A 23292-nucleotide genomic window follows, 5' to 3' on the forward strand; every position below is an offset into this window, starting at 1 on the left:
GCCCCGCCTCTTTCGAGAGCGGGGCTTTTTCATTCAGCGCTTATCAGGCCGCCGGCTCCAGCTCGGCGTCTGCGCTGCTAGTGACAGCCGCAGGCACCACCGCTTGACCGCTCAACGCCACATCCAGCAATTCACGGTTGGCCACCGCGTACATGGCGTAGTCAGTGCCGCTGGCGGCACGGATTTCCACCAGCATGGCGCGCCAGCGTTCGATCATGCCTTCGTTCTGCTCCATCCACAGCTCCAGGCGTGTTTCCACGTCCTGGGTGCCGTCGCCCTGTTGCAGGACCGAGATGGTGATCGCACGTTGTTGCCAGTCGACGTCATCGCGGAACGCTTCACGGGCCAGGGCCTGCCAGTTGTTTTCAACCGGCAGAGCGCTGATCTGTTGCAGGTACCAGGTAATGTCCAGCGCGCTGCCCACGGCGAAGTAGGCCTTGGCCACGTCCGCTGGGTCCTGGCCGGTCACGTCGGAAGCCTCGATGATCGGCAGCAGGGTGTACAGGTGCGTGGTGCCAGCCACCATGCGTGCCAGCAACTCCGGAACACCGGCTTCGACGTACGCCTGATAGCGAGCCTGCCAGGTGTCGCGAATCTCGCCACTGAGCAGTTCGTCAAGCTTGAGGCCCAACTCTTTCAGGTGCGGACCGAAATGCGCGACGTCGCGGGCAGCATTCTGCTCGTTGCGGCGGGCACGCAGGAACCAGCGCGTAGCGCGACGGCCCAGACGCATCAGCTCGTCCATCAGCTCCAGTTGCACATCAGCGGAGACCAGGTAGTCCAGGGACTCGATCTGACGGAACCAGTGCGGGAGGTGGAAAATGTCACGCACGATCACATACGCACCGGCCACGTTCGCCGGGCTCATGCCGGTCGACTCTTTGAGCCGTTGAACGAAGGTGATGCCCATGTGGTTGACCAGATCGTTGGCGATCTGGGTGCTGACGATTTCGCGCTTCAGGCGGTGACGGCGCATGGCGGCAGAGAACTTGCTGACCAGCGTCGGCGGGAAAGCGGTTTCCATGTCGCGGGTCAGGTAGTCGTCGTCCGGCACCAGGGAGCCCAGCAACTGCTCCTTGAGGTCGATCTTGCTGTAGGAGATCAGCACCGACAGCTCGGCACGGGTCAGGCCATGGCCTGCCGCGACGCGCTCGTTGATCGCATCTTCCGACGGCAGGAACTCGATGGCGCGATCCAGCTTGCCACGGGCTTCCAGATCGTTCATCAGGCGCTTGTATTCAGCGATCCGTGGCAACGCGCGACGGGCCGCCAGCGACAATGCCTGGGTCTGCTTGTAGTTGTTGCCCAACACCAGGCCACCGACTTCGTCGGTCATGCTCGCCAGCAACTGGTTACGTTGCTTGTCGGTCATGTCGCCGGCCTGAACCACTTCGTTCAGCAGGATCTTGATGTTCACTTCGTGGTCGGAGCAGTCCACGCCACCGGCGTTGTCAATGAAGTCGGTGTTGGAACCGCCGCCATTGAGGCCGAACTCGACGCGACCCAGCTGAGTCATACCGAGGTTACCGCCCTCGCCCACAACCTTGCAGCGCAGTTCGTTACCGTTCACGCGCAGTGCATCGTTGGCCTTGTCGCCGACATCGGCGTGGCTTTCGCTGCTGGCTTTGACGTACGTACCGATACCGCCGTTCCACAACAGGTCTACCGGTGCCTTGAGCAAGGCGTTGAGCAGTTCGGTCGGGGTCAGCTTGTCGGCCTGAATGTCGAAGCGCTCTTTCATCTGCTCGGAGATGGCAATGCTCTTCGCGCTACGGGAGAAGATACCGCCGCCTTCGGACATGATGCTGGTGTCGTAATCCGACCAGGCCGAACGCGGCAGGTCGAACAGGCGCTGACGCTCGGCGAAGCTGCTGGCAGGCTCCGGGTTCGGGTCGATGAAGATGTGCAGGTGGTTGAAGGCTGCGACCAGTTGCAGCTTGTCGGACATCAGCAAGCCGTTACCGAACACGTCACCGGCCATGTCGCCGACGCCCACCACGGTGATGCTGTCTTCCTGGACGTTGATACCGCGTTCGCGGAAGTGGCGTTGTACGCCGACCCACGCGCCCTTGGCGGTGATACCCATTTTCTTGTGGTCGTAACCAGCGGAACCGCCAGATGCGAACGCGTCGCCGAGCCAGAAGCCGTAGTCGATGGCGATACCGTTGGCGATGTCGGAGAAGGTCGCAGTGCCCTTGTCCGCTGCTACCACCAGGTACGGGTCATCGTCGTCATGACGCACGACGTTGGCCGGCGGTACCAGCGCGCCGTCTTTCAGGTTGTCGGTGATGTCCAACAGGCCCGAGATGAAGATGCGGTAGCAGGCGATGCCCTCGGCCGCGATCTCGTCACGGCTGCCGCCCAGTGGCAGGCGACGCGGCAGGAAGCCGCCCTTCGCACCCACCGGCACGATGACCGAGTTCTTCACTTGCTGGGCTTTTACCAGGCCCAGGACTTCGGTGCGGAAGTCTTCTTCACGGTCGGACCAGCGCAGACCGCCGCGAGCCACGTTGCCGAAGCGCAGGTGCACACCTTCGACGCGCGGCGAGTAAACGAAGATTTCGAACTTCGGAACCGGCTTCGGCAGCTCTGGAATCTGGTGCGGGTTGAACTTGAAGCTGAAGTAGGACTTGTTCTGACCGTGAGCATCGGTCTGGTAGAAGTTGGTCCGCAGGGTCGCCTTGATCAGGTCCAGGTAACGACGCAGGATGCGGTCTTCGTTGAGCACCTGAACATCGTCCAGTGCGCTCAGAATCGCGTGTTCCAGGCGTTGTTGCTTGTCTTCCAGATCGTCACTGGCCAGCTTGCGCGCCAGATAGAAACGGGTCTTGAACAACCGGGTCAACTCGCGAGCGATGTCGGTGTGGTTGTTCAGGGTGCTGGCGATGTAACCCAGGTCGAAGCCCAGACGGATCTGCTTCATGTAACGGGCATAGGCACGCAGCAGCGCCACGTCGCGCCATGGCAGGCCGGCGGTCAGCACCAGACGGTTGAAGGCATCGTTCTCGGCATCGCCACGCACGATGTGGACGAAAGCGTCCTGCAAGGTGTCGTTGAGTTGCTGGATGTCGAGCTCCAGGCCTTCGGCAGCCGTGAACGCGAAGTCGTGAATCCAGAACTCGCGGCCGCTGTTGTGGCGCAGGCGATACGGGAATTCACCCAGTACGCGCAGGCCGAGGTTTTCCAGGATCGGCAGTACATCGGACAACGCCAGCGGCGTGTCGGCGTGATACAGCTTGCAGTGCAGCTCACGTTGGCCCGATACCTGACCCAGTGGCTGATAGAAGCTCATCACCAGCGGATTCTTTTCGCTCAGGCTCAGCAGATGCTGCATGTCGACCACAGCCGAGTGGGCGGCGAAACGCTCGCGGTAACCGGCCGGGAAGCCTTTCGGGAAGTCGGCCAGCACGTTGGTGCCCTGGGCTTCGCCGAAGCTCTCGACCACCAGGCTGGCGTAGTCGTCCTGCCAGCTGCGGCAGGCCTGCACCACTTCTTTTTCCAGCAGAACCGGGTCGATGTCCAGACGGTTCTTCGGGTCGACCCGCAGAATCAGCTGCACACGGGCCAGCACGGATTCGGAGAAGAAGGTCCAGAACTCGCAGTCCGAGGCTTTCAGACGATCCATCAGCACTTGCTGGATCTTCTGGCGCACTTCGGTGGAGTAGATGTCACGCGGCACATAGGCCAGGCAGTAGCAGAAACGGCCGTACGGATCTTTGCGCAGGAATACGCGGATCTTGTTGCGTTCCTGGATCTGCACGATCGACATCACGGTGGCGAACAACTCGTCCACCGGCGTCTGGAACAGGTCATCGCGAGGCAACACTTCAAGCACCTGGGCCAGTTCCTTGCCCAAGTGAGCCTTGGCCTGGAAGCCCGAACGCTGCTCGATGATCTCGACCTTGCGACGGATGTATGGAATGACCCGCACGCTTTCGCCATACACCGACGAGGTGTACAGGCCCATGAAGCGGCATTCCTTGATGACCTTGCCGTTGGCATCGATCTGGCGGATCGACACGTAGTCCGGGTACGCCGGACGGTGGACACGGCTTGGATGCGCAGCCTTGGCGAACGACAGCGGCGTCGGTTCACGCAGATAGTTGACGGCGTAGTCTTCGATGCGCAGGTCATCGACGGTCAGGCCAGCGCGCAGCAGCTTGGTCAGGCCGAGGAACGAGCTCTGATCATAGTCGATGTGACCGCCGTTCTGATCTTCGCCCACCACGAACTCTTCGTAGCCCAGGAAGGTGAAGTGGTTGCCCACCAGCCATTCCAGGAAGCTCTTGATTTCGGATTTTTCTTCGGCGTCGATGGCGAACTGGCTATTGTCGATGCCTTCGATCAGCTCCTGGACCTTGGCTTTCATCGGTTCAAAATCGGCGACCGCAACGCGGACTTCACCGAGAACCTGCTCCAGCTCTTTGGTCAGGACATTCAATTCGGCCGTGTTGGCGCAACGGTCGATTTCCAGGTACATCAGCGATTCTTGCAGAATGCCTTCACCCTGGGTGCCTTTCGGCAGGATTTCCAGTAGCTCGCCCTTGCTGCCGCGACGCACGCTCAGCACAGTGGTTTGCAGGGTATGGATGCTGTAGCCGCGACGGTTCAGCTCGGTACGCACCGAATCCACCAGGAATGGCAGATCGTGGTGCAGCACTTCGACCGCGGTGTGGGTCGACTGCCAGCCGTGGCGTTCGTAATCGGGGTTGTAGACACGCACTTGCGATTGAGCGTGATCGAAGCGCTCAAGCAGGCGCCATGCAGAAAGGGTGCAACCGGCGAGGTCGGATAGCCGACGCTGAGTCAGCTCGTCGAGGGAAATAATGCCGAAAAATTGTTCGGCGAACAGCGCCACTTGTGGCAGTGCCTGTTCACTGATGTGCTGCGCCAGTGCCGCTTGCAGTTGGTGCTGGAAGTCGGCTTTGCTGGCTGCGGTGAAGAACGCCATCTGTGGTACTCCGCTTGGGCTTGTTATTGATGGAAGCGTCGCGTGCAACCCCCTTTCGGGGTATTCCGTCACCCTGTTCCTGATTCTCGGGCAGAGGAAACAGGACGACAGTTGGGTGAAGCTGGACGAGACACTCAGGTCACATTCACCTTCCATTGAATGGGCATCTGCAAAAACGACTGTCGGGGCTACCATTGAGCCATCGACAATGCCTTTACGGGTGCTCATCCGTTGCGCAGCTTAACCAGTGCGGCAAGGGCCGTGCTTGCAGCGCTGCGACATATTCGGTCATCGGCACGTAACTCGCGGCATGCGCCTCGAACAACACTAGCAGCCGTGCAGAAAAATGGGCGTTTTATGCCCGGATTTACGGCACCTTCGTCCCAGAAATGACTCGAGATGCATCAGATGTTCACGACACATCCTCTGACACTCAGCCAAGCAGAAATTCCCGAGGGCTGGCAGAATTGCCGTTTGTTGTGTTCACAACGCTCGCCGAGCCAGGATTTTTCCCATGCAAATGACAACCGACCTCTTGATCGTCAACCCGTGCGATGACGAAGAAGACAATCTGGCCATGCTCTGCTGCAACAGTGCCGAGGGCGAAATGTTCCTGATGAGCCGCTTTCCGGACGAGGACGAGCTGGAGATCATCTTCCACGACAAGCCTTCGGCCCTGGATGGCGTGAAAGTCACCCTCAGCCCTGACCGTCTGCTGATCGAAATCGCCGCCGTGGACGCCGATGCGCTGGATGGCAATGATTCGCTGGAAATCCTGCACAGTACCGATGCCAGCGATCTGGCCGAGGTGGAAGAGACGCTGCAGAACATTCTCGAGGGGATTGGTACTTACATCAGCGAAATCTGATGGTGGCTGAATGGGCGCCCTCGCGGGCAAGTCGGATCGCCGCACCGCTCGCTCCTACCGGTTTTGAGGTGATCGTTCCCACGCTCTGCATTCCCACGCAGAGCGTGGGAACGAGCGTTAATCCGCACATTTCTACAAAATGCCGTTAGTCGGCGCCCCCCGCGATGGATTAAAGTAACGCCCCCAGCCCTGGCGTTATTCGAACGTCTTCGGTCACCCTTTCCAGGAACAGTCATCGATGGAACATCGTGAAGCGCTGCTCGCGCTGCGAACCTTTCTTTCAACGCAGATTCTCGGCCAGGAAAAACTCATTGAGCGCTTGCTCATCGCCTTGCTCGCCGACGGTCACATGCTGGTCGAGGGCGCCCCGGGGCTGGCCAAGACCAAGGCCATCAAAGAACTCGCCGAAGGCATCGAAGCACAGTTCCATCGCATCCAGTTCACCCCCGACCTGCTGCCGGCCGACATCACCGGCACGGAAATCTATCGCCCGGAAACCGGCAGCTTCGTGTTCCAGCAAGGCCCGATCTTCCATAACCTGGTGCTGGCGGACGAAATCAACCGTGCCCCGGCCAAGGTCCAGTCGGCCCTGCTCGAAGCCATGGGCGAACGCCAGGTCAGCGTCGGGCGCAGCACCTACGAGCTGTCGCCGCTGTTTCTGGTCATGGCCACGCAAAACCCCATCGAGCAGGAAGGCACCTATCCACTGCCCGAAGCCCAGCTCGACCGGTTCCTGATGCACGTGAAAATCGGCTTCCCCGACGCCACCGTCGAACGGCGGATTCTGCAACAGGCCCGTGGCGAAGCACTGCACGGCGAAACCAAACCTGAACGCCGGGTCAGCCAGCAGGCGATCTTCGCCGCGCGCAAGGAAATCCTCGGGTTGTACATGGCCGACGCCGTGGAGGAATACCTGGTGCAACTGGTCATGGCCACGCGGATCCCGGCCAAGTTCGACCCGGAAATGGCCGAATGGATCGCCTACGGCGCCAGTCCGCGCGGCTCCATCGCCCTCGACCGTTGCGCCCGGGCCCACGCCTGGCTGGCCGGTCGCGACTTCGTCAGCCCCGAAGACATTCAGGCGGTGCTGTTCGATGTGTTGCGTCACCGCATCATTCTTTCCTTTGAAGCCGAAGCCGCTGGCATCGACCAGGACCGGGTGGTCCAGCGGATTCTCGACGTCGTAGCCGTCGCTTGACCCCGATGAACACCCTTCTGCCGCCCGAGCCGGGCATCCGCATCAGCCTCGCCGAGCTGATCGAGATGCGCCATCGCGTGCGCGAAGTGCAGCTGTTTTCCACGCCGAGCCAGCGCAGCCCGCTGATCGGCCTGCACCACTCCAAACTGCGCGGGCGCGGGGTGGACTTCGATCAGGTGCGGGTCTATCAGGCCGGCGATGATGTGCGCAGCATCGACTGGCGCGTCACCGCCCGGACCCAGGAACCGCACACCAAGCTGTTCCATGAGGAACGTGAGCGGCCGATCTTCATCATGGTCGAACAGAGCCGTCGGCTGTTTTTCGGCTCCGGGTTGATGTTCAAGTCGGTGCTGGCCGCCCAGGCCGCGAGCCTGATTGGCTGGGCCGCGCTGGGGCACAACGACCGGGTCGGCGGGCTGGTGTTCGGCGACAACGAGCATTACGAAATCAAGCCACGACGCAGTAAGCAGAGCCTACTGCAACTGCTCAACCGGCTGGTGCGGGTCAATCAGTCGCTGCACACCGAACGCGAGCCGGACCGCGACGCCTTCGGCATTGCCCTGCGCCGCGCCCGGGAAGTGCTGCGCCCCGGCAGCCTGGTGATCGTGATCTGCGACGAACGCGCCCTGTCCGACAGTGCAGAACAACAGCTGAGCCTGTTGTCGCGCCATTGCGACCTGTTGCTGTTGCCGGTGTCCGACCCGCTGGATCACGCCCTGCCCGCCGCCGGTCTGCTTCGTTTTGCTGAACACGGCGCACAACTGGAACTCGACACCTTGAATTTCGACCTGCGCCAGGCCTACCGCGCCCAAGCGGAAGCGCGCATCGCCCGCTGGGAATTGCTGGCGCAGAAGCTACGGGTGTTGCTGATGCCGTTGAGCACCCAAAGCGAGATGGTCGAGCAATTGCGCGAATACCTGAACCCACAACGTCCGGGGAAAGGTCGATGAGCAGCCTCGATCAACTGCAACCGTTGATTTCCCCGCCACCGATCGGTTTCTGGCCGCCGGCACCGGGCTGGTGGCTGCTGCTGTTGTTGCTGCCGGTGATCGGTTTCGGCGCATGGCAGTTGCGACGCTTCATTCCGGACAAGCGCCCGATCGTCCGTGCCGAACAACCGCTGGACCCGGTGCGCCTCGCCGCCCTGGCCGAACTCGCGTTGATGCCCAAACCCTACGACGGCGCCCCGGCCGGTGCCTGGCTGCAGCAACTCAATGGCTTGCTCAAACGCCTGTGCCGCAACCACTACCCCTATAGCCAGAGCCACACCCTCAACGGGCGCCAATGGCTGGCGTTCCTTGATAACCGCTGCCCGGCTGCCGGCCTCACGCGCTGGATGGTGTTGGTGGAAGGTGCCTACAAGCCCGAATGCAAACTCGACGACAAGGCCATCGCCGGCCTGACTCAAGCCGTCGACACCTGGATTCGCAAACATGTTTGAGTTCGCCTGGCCGTGGATTTTCGCCCTGCTGCCGCTACCGTGGTTGATGCGGGTGCTGTTGCCGGTGGCCGACAGTGGCGAACCGGCGCTCAAGGTCAGCTTCCTCAGCGACCTCGAAGGCCTCGCTCGCCGCCGCGCCCGGGCCAACCTGCCGACCTGGCGCCAGCAAGCCCCGTTCATTCTGATGTGGCTGTTGCTGCTGATCGCCGCAGCGCGCCCGCAATGGCTCGGCGAACCGCTACCGATTGCCGCCAGTGGCCGCGATTTGCTGGTGGCGGTGGACGTCTCCGGCTCAATGGACTTCCCCGACATGCAGTGGCAGGACGAAGACGTCAGCCGACTGTCACTGGTGCAGCATTTGCTCGGTGATTTTCTCGAAAGTCGCGATGGCGACCGGGTCGGGTTGATCCTGTTCGGCAGCCAGGCCTATCTGCAAGCGCCGCTGACCTTCGACCGCCATACCGTGCGTGTCTGGCTCGACGAAGCGCGAATCGGCATCGCCGGCAAGAACACCGCCATCGGCGACGCCATCGGCCTGGCCCTCAAACGCCTGCGCCAACGCCCGGCACAAAGCCGCGTACTGATTCTGGTCACCGACGGTGCCAACAATGGCGGCGAAATCGATCCGCTGACCGCCGCACGCCTGGCGGCGAATGAAGGCGTAAAAATCTACCCGATCGGCATTGGCGCCGACCCGGAACAAAGCGGCACCCTGGGCTTCCTGGGTATCAACCCGAGCCTGGACCTCGACGAGCCGGCCTTGAAAGCCATTGCCCAAGCCACCGGAGGCCAGTATTTCCGCGCCCGCGACGGCCAGGAATTGCAGGCGATCAAGACCACCCTCGACAAACTGGAACCGGTGGCCCAGCAACCTACGCAGGCCCGTCCGGCCCAGGCGTTGTATCACTGGCCTCTGGCGATGGCGCTACTGTTGAGCATGCTGCTGGTGATCCGTGAGCGCTGGCCGGATAACCCGTTGCAACGTCTATTCACCAAGAAGCTGTTTACCAAAGAGCGGTTTCTGCATACGCAACTGCCCGACTGGCGTCAGCGCCTCAAACGCCTGCGTCTGCGGAGGCGCCGATGATCGCTCTCTGGCCATACTGGTTCCGCCCTTGGTGGCTGCTATTGCTGCCGTTGCTGGGCTGGTTGCTCTGGCAACTCTGGCACCGGCAGAAGCGCGCGGGTCGCTGGCAAATGATTCTGCCACCGGCCTTCCATGCCGCGTTGCTCAGTGGTGGCAGCGGTCGCGAGAGCAAACTGCCGTGGGTCGCCCTGGGCCTGGCCTGGGTGCTGACTGTGCTGGCCCTGCTGGGGCCGAGCTGGCAACGCGTCGAGCAAACCGGCCAAAAACCCGCTGACCCGCTGGTGGTGTTGCTTGAGTTGACCCCGGAAATGCTCGCCACCGACGTTGCGCCAAACCGATTGGAACAGGCTCGGCGCAAACTGCTGGATCTGCTGCAAAACCGCAGCGACGCGCAGACCGCCATCGTCGTCTACGCCGGCAGCGCCCACACGCTGGTGCCACTGTCGGACGACCTGTCGACCAGCCGCAATCTTTTGGATGCACTCAAGCCGTCGCTGATGCCCCAGGCCGGTCATCGCGCCGATCTGGCGGTGGCCAAGGCCCTGACGCTGCTGGATCGGGGCGCCCTCGGCCAGGGGCGGATCCTGCTGATCGGTTCGTCGCTGACGGAACACGAACGCCAAGGGATTCGTCAGTCGCTGGACGCCAAGTCCACACAATTTCTGATGCTCGGCATCGGTACCGCCGAAGGTGCGCCGGTCGCGCAGGACGACGGCAGTTTCCTCAAGGACGATCAGGGCGCGATTCTGGTGCCGCATCTGGACGGCCCCAGCCTGAAAGCCTTTGCCAATGGCCTGGGTGGACGTTACGCCCAGGCACGCCTGGACGATGCCGACCTGCGCGACCTCGGCCTGCTCGACGGCCCACGGGACCTGCGTAACGACGGCCAGACGTTGCGCCTCGACACCTGGGCCGATCAAGGCTACTGGCTGCTGCTGCCATTGTTGTTGCTGGCCGCCTGTGCCGGGCGTCGCGGCTGGCTGTTCTGCTTGCCGCTGCTGTTCCTGCTGCCGCAACCGAGTTACGCCTTCGATTTCGAAGACCTGTGGCTGCGGCCCGATCAGCAGGGTTTGCACTTGCTCAAACAAAAGCGCCCTGCCGAAGCCGCGCAGCATTTCGAAGACCCGCAATGGCAAGGTGTGGCGCTCTATGAAGCCGGCGACTACAGTGGCGCCGCCCAGCGGTTTGCCCAAGGCAACGACGCCCACGCCCACTACAATCGGGGTAACGCGCTGGCCAAGAGCGGCGAACTGGAAGCAGCGCTGGACGCTTATGAGCAAGCGCTGGAACTTCAGCCAGACCTGCGCCCGGCGCTGACCAACAAGGCTCTGGTGGAAACGCTGCTCAAGCAGAAAACCGCTACATCGCCCGTCGAGCCGGACAAAACCGCCGAGGGCGAAACCGAAACCATGCCTCAGGAACCGCCACCGGGCAGCGCCACCCAGCCGAGCGATGGCGAGCCGAAAACCGATGCCCAACAGGCCACGCCGGACGCCGAGCAGCCGCCCACGGCACCACCGCAACCGGGCGCCAATGAAGTTCCGGGCAGCGAATTGGGGGATGAACAAAGCACCACGCCACCACGGCGCCCCGCCAGCGACATGCTCGAAGGCGAACAGCAACAGGCGTTGGAGCAATGGCTGCGCAAGATCCCGGATGATCCCGGCGAACTGCTCAGGCGCAAATTCTGGTACGAACAGCAACAACATCAGGATCAGGGAAAAACTCGATGACCCGCTTCACCGCCTTCTTGCTTGCACTGCTTTTCTGGACCGCTCAGGCCCAGGCTGCGGGACTGGTCGCCAGTGTCGATCGCAGTCGCCTGAATTCCGGGGAGACGGTCGAACTGACTCTGGAATCCAGCGACGTGACCCAGTTCGGCAAACCCGACCTGACTCCGCTGGAACCGCAGTTCGAGGTGCGCGGTACCCGTCAGGTCAACCAACCGAACACCCTCAACGGCAACACTCAAGCGACCACCCGCTGGATCATCACCCTGCTGCCCCGGCAGAACGGCAGTGTGGTGATTCCGTCACTGCAACTGGGCGAGGCGCAGAGCCAACCGATTACCGTGCAGGTGATAGAAAGCGAAACCCAGGACAGCAGCAACACGCTGGCGCCGGTGTTCATCGAAGCCAGCCTCGACCAGAACAGCGTCTATGTGCAGGCTCAGGCGATCCTGACCTTGCGCATTTATCATTCGGTGTCGCTGTACGACGACAGCAGCCTGACCCCGTTGCAGATTCCCGATGCGCGCATCGAACAACTGGGCGAGTCGCGCACCTACGAGAAAGCGATCAACGGCCTGCGCCACGGCGTGATCGAAATGCGCTACGCGATTTACCCGCAGCACAGCGGCGTGCTGACCATTCCGGCGCAGGTATTCAGTGCCACATTGGTCGATGCCCAACCGTCCCAGGACGGATCGCCCCAGGGGCCAAAACCGGGCAAATTGATGCGCGTCAGTTCCACCGAGATTCTGCTGACGGTCAAGGCCAAGCCCGGCAGTTATCCAGCCGATGCTCCCTGGCTGCCGGCCCGCAGCCTGAGCCTGAGTGAAAGCTGGAGCCCGGAACCGGATCATGCGCAGGTCGGCGACTCGCTGACCCGCAGCCTGACCTTGAGCGCCGAAGGCCTCGCCAGTTCTCAACTGCCACCATTGCCCGCCACCGAGATCAACGGCCTGCGGCGCTACCCGGATCAACCGGTGCTGAGCAACCAGAGCGGGGAGCGTGGCTTGGTCGGCAGTCGCGAGGACCGTGAAGCCCTGGTTCCGATCCGCACCGGCGACATCGACTTGCCGAGCGTTGAAGTGGTCTGGTGGAACACCTTCGAGGATCACCTGGAACACACCAGCCTGCCGGCCCGCACGCTGCAAGTGGCGAGCAATCCGAGCCTGATCGTCGACGCCCCGGCGAGCAGCCCGCTGGTGATGTCCGGCGCCAGCAACGAAGCCCTTTGGTGGTGGAAACTCAGCACGGCAATTCTGGCCTGTACCACCCTGCTGGGCTTCGGCCTCTGGTGGCGCGCCCGCTCGCAACCGGCAGTCCTGCGGGCAGCGCAGACCGGCCCGAGCCCTCGCACGCTGCTCGACGACCTCAAACGCGCCTGCCAGGCCAACGACACCCACGCCACCCGCCAGGCCCTCGACGCCTGGGCCCGGCAACAACCGGAAACCCTGGCCGACATGGCCGCCCGCTTCGTACCGCTGTCCGATGCCCTCGACGGCCTGAACGGCGCGCTCTACAGCGAAACCGGCCAGTACTGGCAAGGCGAAGAACTCTGGCGCGCCATCCGGGCGATCCCGACGGCCGAAGGGGTTCAAGGCGTGGTCGGCGACAGCGGGTTGCCGCCGCTTTATCCTAAATAGTCCCGACCAATGGGATGAAGGGGCTTTTGTGGCGAGGGGGCTTGCCCCCGTTGGGGTGCGAAGCGCCCCTTACAATTCTTCAGTGCCACCGAGTCGCCTGGATTCACGACTGCTTCGCAGCCGAACGGGGGCAAGCCCCCTCGCCACAAAATCAGTGCCTGACCACATCCCATGTGTTTGCCAGTAAACTCTCCCCTCTTTAGCCGCCATCATTCTTCTTGCGGCCATCACCTTATTTTGTTGCGGAGTACGCCTTGCGTCTGTTCCACACCTCCGACTGGCACCTTGGGCAGAACCTGCACGGCCAGGAGCGCGATTTCGAGCATGCCTGCTTTCTCGACTGGCTGCTGCGTCAGCTGAAGCTGGAGCAGCCCGATGTGCTGCTGATTGCCGGCGATATCTTCGACACGGTCAACCCGCCGGTCAAAGCCCAGGAGCGCCTCTACGATTTCATCGTCAGCGCCCACGAGCAGCAGCCGTTGCTGACTATCGTGATGATCGCCGGCAACCACGACTCCGGCTCGCGGATCGAACTGCCCGCGCCGTTGATGCGCCGCTTGCGCACTCACGCCTTGGGTCGCGTGCTGTGGCTGGATGACGGTCAACTGGATGCCGAACGCCTGTTGCTGCCGTTGCCGGATGCCAGCGGCGCAATCGCTGCCTGGTGCCTGGCGCTGCCGTTCCTGCGCCCCGCCGAAGTGACCGGCGCGCAGCTGGGTGACAACTATTTGCGCGGCATCGGCCAGGTTCACGAATGGCTGATCGAGGCGGCGAACGCCAAGCGCAAGCCGGGTCAGGCGCTGATCGCTATCAGCCATGCGCACATGGCCGGCGGTTCGGTTTCCGAGGACTCCGAGCGCAGCCTGATCATCGGCAACGCCGAAGCCCTGCCCGCCAGCCTGTTCGGACCGAGCATCAGCTATGTCGCCCTCGGGCATTTGCACAAGCCGCAGAAGGTCAACGGCGAAGAACGCATCCGCTACAGCGGCTCGCCGATTCCGTTGTCATTCTCCGAGATCGGTTATCAGCATCAGATTCTCGACATCAAACTGGATGGCGAAACCCTGCTCAGCGTCGAACCGAAGCTCATTCCCCGACCAGTGAACCTGCAACGCCTCGGCCCCGCGCCGCTGGCGGAAATCCTGCTGCAACTGGCCGACCTGCCCAACATCGACCTGCTCGCCGACATCCAGCGCCAGCCGTGGCTGGAAGTGCGGGTGCGTCTCGACGAGCCGCAACCGGACCTGCGCCATCAAGTGGAAACAGCCCTGCAAGGCAAAGCGGTACGGCTGGTGCGGATTGCCGCCGAATACGCCGGCAACGGCAGCCGCGACGGCGTCGAGGACGGCGCCACCTTGATCGAACTGGACCAACTGACGCCGCAGGAACTGTTCAGCCGCGCCTGGCAGGACAACTATGGCAGCGAGGTCGACGAGCAAACGCTCAGGGACTTCGCCGAGCTGCTGCAAGACGTGCAGATGGAGAGCGAACAGCCATGAAAATCCTCGCGATCCGCCTGAAAAACCTCGCCTCCCTGGCCGGGCCATTTGAAATCGACTTCACCGCCGAACCCTTGGCCAGTGCCGGCCTGTTTGCGATTACCGGGCCGACCGGCGCCGGCAAAAGCACCCTGCTCGATGCGCTGTGCCTGGCGCTGTTTGGCGCCGTGCCGCGGCTGAACAACGCTCAAGCTTCCGCCAAAACCCCGGACGCCGATGGTGAAATCAGCACTGGCGATCCGCGTACGCTGTTGCGTCGCGGCACCGGTGAAGGCTTTGCCGAAGTGGATTTTGTTGGCATCGATGGCCGCCGTTATCGCGCGCGCTGGGAAGCCAATCGCGCCAGGGAAAAGGCTGCTGGCAAGCTGCAAGCCAGTCGCCAGAGCCTGCGCGACATCGATCAGGATCAACTGCTCGCCAGCCAGAAACTTGAATTCAAGAGTCAGATCGAGTCCGTACTGGGCCTGAACTTCGAACAGTTCACCCGCGCCGTGTTGTTGGCGCAGAGCGAGTTCAGTGCGTTCCTCAAGGCGGACGACAACGACCGCAGCGAACTGCTGGAAAAGCTCACCGACACCGCGCTCTACACCCGCCTCGGTCGCCGCGCCTTCGACAAGACCAAAGAAGCGCGCGAAGCCCACAAGCTGTTGCAGGACCAGGCCACTGGGGTCACGCCACTGTCGCCTGAAGCCCGGGCCGAGCTCGATGAGCGCTTCAATGACGCGCAGCAGCAACTCAAGACCCAGCAGGCGCAGCTCAAGCAATTGGAGTTGCAACACACCTGGCTCAAGGACCTGCGCCAGTTGCAGGACGCGCAACAGAGCGCCACCGAGCAACTGCAATCCGCCCAACAACACTGGGACAGCCTGGCTAGCGAGCGCTTGAAGCTGACCCGTCTGGAGCAACTGGCCCCGCAACGGCACCAATTCGCGCGAAAGACCGAATTGACCACCCAGCTCGCACCGCTGGCGGCGCAGATTCAGCAGCATACCCAACAGCAAACCGAACTGAGCGCGCGTCAGGCTCAGCTCGAACACAGTCTGAGCGCGGCGCAAACGGCGCTGGTTGAAGCGCAGAGCCAACACAGCAACAGCGCGCCACTACTGCGTCAGGCCTTCGAAGAGCAAAGCACCCTCGCCCGCCTGGTCAACGACGCCAGCCTCAGTGCCGACCTCAAGCAGCAGGCAGAACTGGCCTGCGCTCAGGGCCAAAGCACGATTCAGGGTTTGCTCGACCAGCAGAAACAAGTCGCAGAACGGTTGCAGCAAATTGCCGGTGAGCTTGAGCAAAGCACTCATCTGGCGCCGCTGAGCGATGCCTGGAACGCCTACCGCGATCGTCTGCAGCAACTGATGCTGATCGGCAATCGCCTGAACAAGGGCCAGTCCGAACTGGCTGCCCTGGAGCAAAGCGCCACCCGCGCCGCCGAGGATCTGGCCGCTCAACGCCAGAACCTTGAGCTGCTGTACAAAGAGGCTGGCGCCGAACCCGAAGCCGTGGCCGAGCAGATTCAGATCCTCGGCAGCCTGCTACAGGACAACCGCAAGCAACTGCGGGCCGTTGAAGAACTGACGCGGCTGTGGGCCAGCCAACAGGAACTGGACAAGCGCGGCACCGAACTTCAGCAGCGCCAAGTCGCCGCTCAGCAAGAGCGTGATCGTCTGACCCAGGACGGGGTGAAGACCAAGACCGAATTGACGATCGCCGAACAGACCCTGACCGTCACCCGCGAACTGCTGGAACGTCAGCGCCTGGCGCGCAGTGCCAGCGTCGAAGAACTGCGTGCGCAACTGCTGGACGATCAGCCGTGCCCGGTTTGTGGCAGCCTGGACCATCCTTATCATCAGCCCGAAGCCTTGCTGCAAAGCCTCGGCCGCCACGATGAAAGCGAACAGGCCAACGCCCAGAAAGCCGTCGACCTGCTCAAGGAAAAACTCACCGAGCTGCGCGCAGAAGTTGGCGGCTTGATTGCTCAACAAAAGGAATTGCTGCAGCAGCAAGAACAACTCGCCACTCAACAACAGAGCCTGGCGCCTAGCCTGGAAGCGCACCCGTTGTCCGCCCAACTGTTGGCCCAGGACGCGAACAAACGCGATGCCTGGCTGAGCCAACAAAGCAGCCAGTTGAACCAGAGCATCACCCAGGACGAACAGCGGCAAACCGCCCTGCTCACCCTGCAACAAGATGCCGCGCGCCTGGCGCAACAACTGCGCAGCGCCGAAGCGGCGAACCAACAGGCGACACAACACCTGCTCAACCAGCAACGGGAGTTGAGCAGCGATCGCCAACGCCTGGACGAAGAACTGAGCGCGTTCAGCAGCCTGCTGCCAGCCGAGACGCTGGAAGCCCTGCGCAATGAACCCGCCGCGACTTTCATGCAGCTCGACCGGCAGATCGCCCAGCGTCTGCAACAACTCGAGCAGCAGCGCGATGAACTCGATGAACAGCAACAACGCCAGCAGACGCTGGACAAAGAGCAGGACCGCCAGCAGACCCGCGCCCAGCAGCTGGACGCCGCGCAGCAGCAGTTCACCGCGCTGGCCGGGCAACAACAGGCTTGCCAGGAAAAACTGACGCAACTGCTGGGTGAACACGCCAGCGCCGAACAATGGCAGCAGCAACTGGATCAGGCCGTCGAGCAGGCACGCAATGCCGAAGCGACGGCCAATCAGGAACTGCAAAGCGTGCGCACAGGGCTGGTGCAACTGGCCGCCGAACTCAAGGCACAACAAGAACGTGCGCAAGCCCTGGAAAGCGAAGACCGCGAGCTGAGCAGCAAGATCGCCGACTGGCGCGCGCAGCATCCAGAACTGGACGACGGTGGGCTGGAAGCGCTGCTCGGCGTCAACGACCAACAGCTCAGCGAGCTGCGTCAACGATTGCAGCAAAGCGAACAAGACATCGCGCAAGCCAAGGTGCTGTTGCAGGAGCGGGATCAGCGCTTGCGCGATCATCAGGCGCAGCACAACGGCAACCTGGACGCCGGACAACTGGCCACGGCACTGGCCGAGCTGCAAAACCTGTTCGCCGCCAGCGAGCATCGCTGCGCCGAATTGCGTGCCGAACAAACCGAAGATCAGCGTCGACAAAACGCCAATCAGGCGCTGGCGCAGCAGATCGCCGACGCCTACGCCGAGTACCAGCGCTGGGCGCGCTTGAGTGCGCTGATCGGTTCGGCCACCGGCGACACCTTCCGCAAAATCGCCCAGGCCTACAACCTCGACCTGCTGGTGCATCACGCCAACGTCCAGTTGCGGCAACTGGTGCGGCGCTATCGCCTGAAACGGGGCGGCAGCATGCTCGGGTTATTAGTGATGGACACCGAGATGGGCGATGAACTGCGCTCGGTGCATTCGCTGTCCGGTGGCGAGACGTTCCTGGTGTCGCTGGCGCTGGCGCTCGGTTTGGCATCGATGGCATCGAGCACGCTGAAAATCGAATCGCTGTTCATCGACGAAGGCTTCGGTAGCCTCGACCCCGAATCCCTGCAACTGGCCATGGACGCCCTCGACGGCCTGCAAGCGCAGGGACGCAAGGTCGCGGTGATTTCCCACGTACAGGAAATGCATGAACGGATTCCGGTGCAGATCCAGGTCCACCGTCAGGGCAACGGCCTGAGTACCCTGGAGGTGAAATGAATACGCTGTATTCGTTCCGCCGCTGCCCCTACGCCATGCGCGCTCGCATGGCCCTGCGCTATTCGGGGGTTGCAGTGAATATCGTCGAGGTCAGCCTCAAGGCCAAACCGGCCGAAATGCTCGCGCTGTCGAGCAAAGGCACGGTGCCGGTGCTGAGCGTGGATGGCCGGGTGATCGATGAAAGCCTGGAAATCATGCGCTGGGCGCTGGCGCAGAACGATCCGCAGGACTGGCTGCTCAAGGATGACCCTGTCGGGCAGCAATACATCGGCGGGCTGATCGAAGAAAACGATTCGGTGTTCAAGGTGCACCTCAATCGCTACAAATACGCCGAGCGTTATCCCGAGCAGCCGATGACGTTTTATCGCGCCGAGGGCGAGGTGTTCTTGCGCAAGCTGGATCAGTTGCTGGAGGGGCGCGACTACTTGCTGGCCACGCACCCGAGCCTGGCGGATGTCGCCTTGATGCCGTTCGTGAGGCAATTCGCCCATGTGGATCGCGAGTGGTTCGGGCAGACGCCTTATGTGCGATTGCAGGGCTGGTTGCAGCGGTTCATCGACTCAGATCTGTTTGCTGACGTGATGGCAAAGCAAAAATAACAGCATTCCTTTGTGGCGAGGGGGCTTGCCCCCGTTGGGGTGCGAAGCAGCCCTGAATCAGGTTATCGCGATTTGTCAGATGAACCTCAGTCGCCGGTTTTACGACTGCTGCGCAGCCGAACGGGGGCAAGCCCCCTCGCCACATTTGACTTCATCGGCCGGGGATTCAGGCCAACACCGAGCACATCCCCAACGCCGAGCAATCCACCTGGAATGGCCCGAAAAATTCGCCATTGGATTTGCTCGGCGGATTACCCACCAGCAACTCCAGCGCTTTGGCGGTCTGGATGTTGTGGGCGATGTTGTGGTTGCATTCGATGGCCCGCGCCACCGACCCCGCCGAGCCCTGCCCGATCCCCAACAATGAAGCGCCGTTGGTCATGAACGCCAGGAAAGCGATGACCCAGAGTCTACGTCCTTTCATGCCCCTGCCACTCCCGCCAAGTCGACGTCATCAACCACCGCATGTTGAGCGCGGTGTTCGAACTGGATACCGGGATAAGCGACCTGAATCGGTGCTTGAAGGCTGTGTTGCGATTGAGCCGAAAGGCTGACGACCAACACCATGGCCACGTAAAGACCAATGGCCAGGTAGGCGCCGTGTTTGGCAGAAGTGAGGATGGTGCTGGCCATGGTGTTCTCCGTGGGCATGTTTCAGTGCCCACAGAATCGATCAAAAAACAGAAGATAACTAGCGACCTTTATGCATAGTAGCTATCAGTTTTATTGATCTTTAACCCGGCGTGTTTCAGTCCTCGATAAAACTCATCAAGCGCTCACGGGCCGCTTCCGGCTCGTTGGGAACGGGCTGGGCAGCCGACAGAATCGGGGTGGAGTAGAGAAACAGGAGAACCACTGCCAGACGCATCGCCATGCTGTCGATCCTTTTAGGGAAGGAGTCAAAAAATCAGCGTCAAATTTAAACACATGGCCATGTGATATCAAGCACTACATTGATAGCAATATGATGCTGTCGTAAATGCGTTATGCAGGAGCGACATCACTTCGGCGCTTTTCGACGCCTGTGGGCCGATCGGCAAGTGACTTCGCTCCTGCATAAAGGGTGCAGGGCTGACATTTCAGTGTTGGGTTTTGTGATCCAGCGCGGCGTAGAAGTTGGCGCTCTGTTGCAGGTATTTCTGGGTATAGCTTTGGGTGTGGGATTTTTTGTCGCTGATCTCAACGTTGGCGCTGGCAGGCAGAGCAACAGTGGCAGAGATAGCGGAAGCGGCGATGACAGAGAAGAGATTGAAGTTCATGGCGGTATTCCTCGATTCAGTTGGCTTGCTTGCCCGGTTGGGCCGTGAAGCAAACTTAACTCCCGAGGGTCGGCGCCTTGAAATGCTTTGTAGCATTAGCCGATATCAGTCTCATTAATAGAAGGTTGCAGGCCCCATCAACCGGGGCCTGCGGCCTATTGACGCAGCAGGAACTTGAGATCGCTCGGGGCATCCATCGGCAGTTTTTGCACGGTTTTGCCCAACAGACCGGTCTTGATGTCACGCTCGATGACGACAATCTGGTTGCTCTTCTGGTTGGCAATCAACACGAACTTGCCGCTCGGGTCGAGACTGAACTCGCGCGGGTGATCGCCGTCCACCGAGCGGCGCTGAAGCTCCTTGAGGTGGCCGGTTGCCGGGTCGATGGCGAACACCAGCAACTGATTGGCGGTGCCACGGTTACTGACATAAAGGAACTTGCCATCGGCCGAGGCGTGAAGCGCAGCCGCAGCCTTGCCCGATGTGGGCAGCCCCGCCGCCAGATCGACCAACTGCGTTTGTTCGAGTTGGCCGTCCTTGTAATCGAACACCGCCACCTGCGCGCTCATCTCCATGGTCAGCCAGGCGTGCTTGCCATCGGCGCTGAACAGCAAATGTCGCGGCCCGCTGCCGGGTGGCAACTGGACGGACGCCGGTTTGGCAGCGGTCAACGGCCGTTCCGGATTGGCCTTGGGGTCGAAGCGATAGACAAAGATCTTGTCCGCGCCCAGATCGTTGGAAAACACGTAGTGGCCGTCCGGCGAAGAAACCACCGAGTGCACGTGCGCCGACATCTGCCGCTCGGGGTTGACCCGGCTGGCCGGATGACTGCTCATCTGCACCACCGGTTTAAGCGCGCCATCGCTGCCCACCGGTAACACCGCCAGGGTGCCGCCCGGATCTTCTGCCACCGAGTAGTTGCTGACAAACAGATGACTGGCATCACCGCTGATGCTCGAATGCGTCGGCTCGTTGCCCAGGGTCTGCACCTGGTTGATCAGGCTCAGTTCATGGGTTTTCGGATCGATTGCGTAACTGCTGACGCGCCCTACCGGATCGGCCTGCCCCGGGCCGTTTTCGTTGACCGCGAACAGGCGATGTTGATCCTTGGACACGGTCAGCCAGGACGGGTTGGCGCTCTTCACCACTTGCAGCGGCTTGGCGTCGATCTGCCCGGTGCGGCTGTCGAAGTTCAGGCGATAAATCCCCTGGCTCTGGCCGGCGGTGTACGACCCCACCAGCAACTCGTAGTTGTCGACCGGCGCCGCCTGCACGCCCATCGCGCCGACGCTGCCGGCGATCAACAGTGGCCAGAAGTTACGCATCCTCATTCGTTTCGTCCTCGTCATCCTGACCACCAAACGCTTCCATAGGCACCAGCCGGTGTTCACCGGAATCACCGGTGATGATCCAGCTCTTCAAATCGGGATCGAAAGTCGCCGCCTTGATCTGCGCCATGCTGAACTCCCAGCGCTTGAGCGCCCGACCGTCCATGCATTCGATGTGCAGGTTATCGTCTTCATCGAGAGAGAAGTCGAAAGCGTGCAGCCCGTCGATCTCCAGCATGTCGCAATGTTCGAGGGCGTTGAGCAAGGTGTCGTTTACGGCAGTCATGGCAGTCAATCTTTGAATGGGAAAGTCGCAATGATAGCTCAATGCGGGAGCGGACTGTGGCGAGGGGGCTTGCCCCCGTTGGGCTGCAAAGCAGCCCCAATATCTCTGATGTGCCAATGATTTTGTGAGTGCTACGCACCCAAACGGGGGCAAGCCCCCTCGCCACAGGGGGTTGCGTTCAGCGGCTAGAGAGCATCGCGCGATGGTTTGCCATCGACCAGACGTTGGATGCGCAACGGATTGCCATTCTTCAACGCGTCCGGCAGCAGGCTATCGGGGTAATTCTGGAAGCACACCGGGCGCAGGAAACGGTCGATGGCCAGGGTGCCCACCGAAGTGCCGCGCGCATCGGAAGTCGCTGGATACGGTCCGCCATGGACCATCGAATCGCAGACTTCCACACCGGTCGGATAACCGTTGAGCAAGATCCGCCCGACCTTCTGCTCCAGCAATGCCGTCAGCTCACCGAAGCGTTCGAAGTCCGCCGGCTCACCGATAATCGTTGCCGTCAGTTGCCCGTGCAGGCCGTTCAGCGCAGCACTGAGTTGCGCCTGATCCGCCACTTCAACAAACACCGTGGTCGGGCCGAACACTTCCTCTTGCAGCACTTCGTCGCCATCAAGCAACAGGCTCACATCTGCCTTGAACAATTGCGGCTGCGCCTGATTGCCTTGTTGCGGGTTCCCGGCCAGGTGCTCGATCTGCGGATGGGCGAGAAGCTTGTGCAGGCCTTTGCCATAGCTGCTCAAGGTGCCGGCGTTGAGCATGGTTTGCGCCGGCTGATCGCCGATCAGCCCGGCCACCTGTTGCACGAACGCACTGAACTGCGGCGAACGAATGCCGATCACCAGCCCCGGATTGGTACAGAACTGCCCGCAGCCCTGCACCACCGAAGCCGTGAGGTCACGGGCGATGATTTCACTACGAACTTCCAGCGCCTGAGGCAACACGATCACCGGGTTGATGCTCGACATCTCGGCAAACACCGGAATCGGCTGCGCCCGTGCCGCAGCCATGTCGCACAGCGCCCGACCGCCTTTCAGCGAACCGGTAAAACCGACCGCCTGAATCGCCGGATGCTTGACCAGCGCTTCCCCTACCCCACCGCCGTAGATCATGTTGAACACACCGGCCGGCATGGCGGTTTTTTCAGCGGCGCGAATCACCGCGTCGGCCACCCATTCAGCGGTTGCCATGTGGCCGCTGTGGGCCTTGAACACCACCGGGCAGCCGGCGGCCAAGGCGGCAGCGGTATCGCCGCCCGCCGTGGAAAACGCCAACGGAAAGTTACTCGCGCCAAACACCGCCACCGGCCCCAGGCCAATGCGGTATTGGCGCAGGTCCGGACGCGGCAGTGGCTGGCGTTCCGGCAGCGCCAGATCGATCCGCGCGCCATAGAAATCACCACGCCGCAGCACCTTGGCGAACAGACGCATCTGGCCGCTGGTGCGCCCACGCTCACCTTGAATCCGCGCCGCCGGCAACGCGGTTTCGCGGCAGACCACGGCCACGAACTCATCGCCCAGGGCGTCCAGTTCATCGGCAATCGCGTCCAGAAATTGCGCACGGCGCTCGGCGCTCAGGCTGCGATAGGCCGGGTAAGCAGCGGCGGCAGCCTTCGCGGCGGCGTCGACTTCTGCAGCAGTGGCCTGGAAGAAATCGTGGGGCAAGGCCTCGCCAGTGCTGGCATCGACGCTCTGCAGTTTGACGGTGCCAGCGGCGCTGCGCTCACCGCCAATGTAGTTGTGACCAAGAATCCGGGTCATGG

Annotated in this window: 18 protein-coding genes; 10 read left to right on the forward strand and 8 right to left on the reverse strand. The window is 61.9% G+C overall.

Annotated elements, in window-relative coordinates:
- Positions 1–43 precede the first annotated feature (43 nt).
- A complete protein-coding gene (locus tag ACEN9A_RS16270) occupies positions 44–4951 on the reverse strand; it encodes an NAD-glutamate dehydrogenase (protein ID WP_258668635.1) in 4908 nt (1635 codons plus the stop codon).
- Positions 4952–5465: 514 nt separating this feature from the next.
- Here ACEN9A_RS16270 and ACEN9A_RS16275 point away from each other — a divergent pair.
- The 10 genes from ACEN9A_RS16275 to ACEN9A_RS16320 all read left to right on the forward strand — a co-directional run bounded on the left by ACEN9A_RS16275 (position 5466) and on the right by ACEN9A_RS16320 (position 18651).
- Complete coding sequence (locus tag ACEN9A_RS16275) at positions 5466–5819, forward strand: hypothetical protein (protein ID WP_258668637.1); 354 nt, start codon at positions 5466–5468, stop codon at positions 5817–5819.
- A 238-nt stretch (positions 5820–6057) separates the two neighbouring features.
- On the forward strand, positions 6058–7017 hold the full coding sequence (locus tag ACEN9A_RS16280) for an AAA family ATPase (protein ID WP_007941298.1): 960 nt from the start codon (positions 6058–6060) through the stop codon (positions 7015–7017).
- 5 nt (positions 7018–7022) lie between these two features.
- Positions 7023–7967: a DUF58 domain-containing protein gene (locus tag ACEN9A_RS16285; RefSeq protein WP_019579297.1), complete on the forward strand. Its 945-nt coding sequence runs from the start codon at positions 7023–7025 to the stop codon at positions 7965–7967.
- Positions 7964–8458 carry a DUF4381 domain-containing protein gene (locus ACEN9A_RS16290; RefSeq protein WP_258668639.1) on the forward strand — a complete coding sequence of 165 codons (495 nt, stop codon included), beginning with the start codon at positions 7964–7966 and terminating at the stop codon, positions 8456–8458. Before ACEN9A_RS16285 ends, ACEN9A_RS16290 begins: the two co-directional genes overlap by 4 nt.
- Complete coding sequence (locus ACEN9A_RS16295; protein WP_064618194.1) at positions 8451–9545, forward strand: vWA domain-containing protein; 1095 nt, start codon at positions 8451–8453, stop codon at positions 9543–9545. The genes ACEN9A_RS16290 and ACEN9A_RS16295 overlap by 8 nt, the downstream gene beginning before the upstream one ends.
- Positions 9542–11278 (forward strand): vWA domain-containing protein, encoded by a 1737-nt coding sequence (locus ACEN9A_RS16300; protein ID WP_258668641.1) that lies wholly within the window; start codon positions 9542–9544, stop codon positions 11276–11278. The genes ACEN9A_RS16295 and ACEN9A_RS16300 overlap by 4 nt, the downstream gene beginning before the upstream one ends.
- Positions 11275–12915 (forward strand): BatD family protein, encoded by a 1641-nt coding sequence (locus ACEN9A_RS16305; protein ID WP_258668643.1) that lies wholly within the window; start codon positions 11275–11277, stop codon positions 12913–12915. The genes ACEN9A_RS16300 and ACEN9A_RS16305 overlap by 4 nt, the downstream gene beginning before the upstream one ends.
- 254 nt (positions 12916–13169) lie before the next feature.
- Positions 13170–14414 carry an exonuclease SbcCD subunit D C-terminal domain-containing protein gene (locus tag ACEN9A_RS16310; protein WP_258668645.1) on the forward strand — a complete coding sequence of 415 codons (1245 nt, stop codon included), beginning with the start codon at positions 13170–13172 and terminating at the stop codon, positions 14412–14414.
- Positions 14411–18052, forward strand: coding sequence for an AAA family ATPase (locus ACEN9A_RS16315; protein WP_258668647.1), 3642 nt, complete (start codon positions 14411–14413; stop codon positions 18050–18052). The genes ACEN9A_RS16310 and ACEN9A_RS16315 overlap by 4 nt, the downstream gene beginning before the upstream one ends.
- A complete protein-coding gene (locus ACEN9A_RS16320) occupies positions 18049–18651 on the forward strand; it encodes a glutathione S-transferase (RefSeq protein ID WP_258668649.1) in 603 nt (200 codons plus the stop codon). Before ACEN9A_RS16315 ends, ACEN9A_RS16320 begins: the two co-directional genes overlap by 4 nt.
- Before the next feature lie 166 nt (positions 18652–18817).
- Here the strand turns inward: ACEN9A_RS16320 and ACEN9A_RS16325 are convergent, their stop codons facing one another.
- The 7 genes from ACEN9A_RS16325 to ACEN9A_RS16355 form a co-directional block, all read right to left on the reverse strand.
- Positions 18818–19075 carry a hypothetical protein gene (locus tag ACEN9A_RS16325; protein ID WP_007941322.1) on the reverse strand — a complete coding sequence of 86 codons (258 nt, stop codon included), beginning with the start codon at positions 19073–19075 and terminating at the stop codon, positions 18818–18820.
- Positions 19072–19284: a hypothetical protein gene (locus ACEN9A_RS16330; RefSeq protein ID WP_018926170.1), complete on the reverse strand. Its 213-nt coding sequence runs from the start codon at positions 19282–19284 to the stop codon at positions 19072–19074. Before ACEN9A_RS16330 ends, ACEN9A_RS16325 begins: the two co-directional genes overlap by 4 nt.
- 115 nt (positions 19285–19399) lie before the next feature.
- The gene (locus tag ACEN9A_RS16335) at positions 19400–19525 is read right to left on the reverse strand and encodes a hypothetical protein (RefSeq protein ID WP_019579306.1); all 126 of its coding nucleotides are present in this window, start codon (positions 19523–19525) and stop codon (positions 19400–19402) included.
- Positions 19526–19730: 205 nt separating this feature from the next.
- On the reverse strand, positions 19731–19910 hold the full coding sequence (locus ACEN9A_RS16340) for a hypothetical protein (RefSeq protein WP_019650041.1): 180 nt from the start codon (positions 19908–19910) through the stop codon (positions 19731–19733).
- 155 nt (positions 19911–20065) lie between these two features.
- Positions 20066–21235 (reverse strand): lactonase family protein, encoded by a 1170-nt coding sequence (locus ACEN9A_RS16345; RefSeq protein WP_258674186.1) that lies wholly within the window; start codon positions 21233–21235, stop codon positions 20066–20068.
- Positions 21228–21524, reverse strand: a complete 297-nt coding sequence (locus tag ACEN9A_RS16350) for a DUF5629 family protein (RefSeq protein ID WP_018926173.1) — start codon at positions 21522–21524, stop codon at positions 21228–21230. Before ACEN9A_RS16350 ends, ACEN9A_RS16345 begins: the two co-directional genes overlap by 8 nt.
- A 185-nt stretch (positions 21525–21709) precedes the next feature.
- Entirely contained in the window at positions 21710–23290 is a 1581-nt protein-coding gene (locus tag ACEN9A_RS16355; protein ID WP_258668651.1) for an aldehyde dehydrogenase (NADP(+)), read from the reverse strand.
- Positions 23291–23292 lie beyond the last annotated feature (2 nt).

The sequence above is a fragment of the Pseudomonas sp. Pseusp18 genome, from assembly GCF_059506005.1.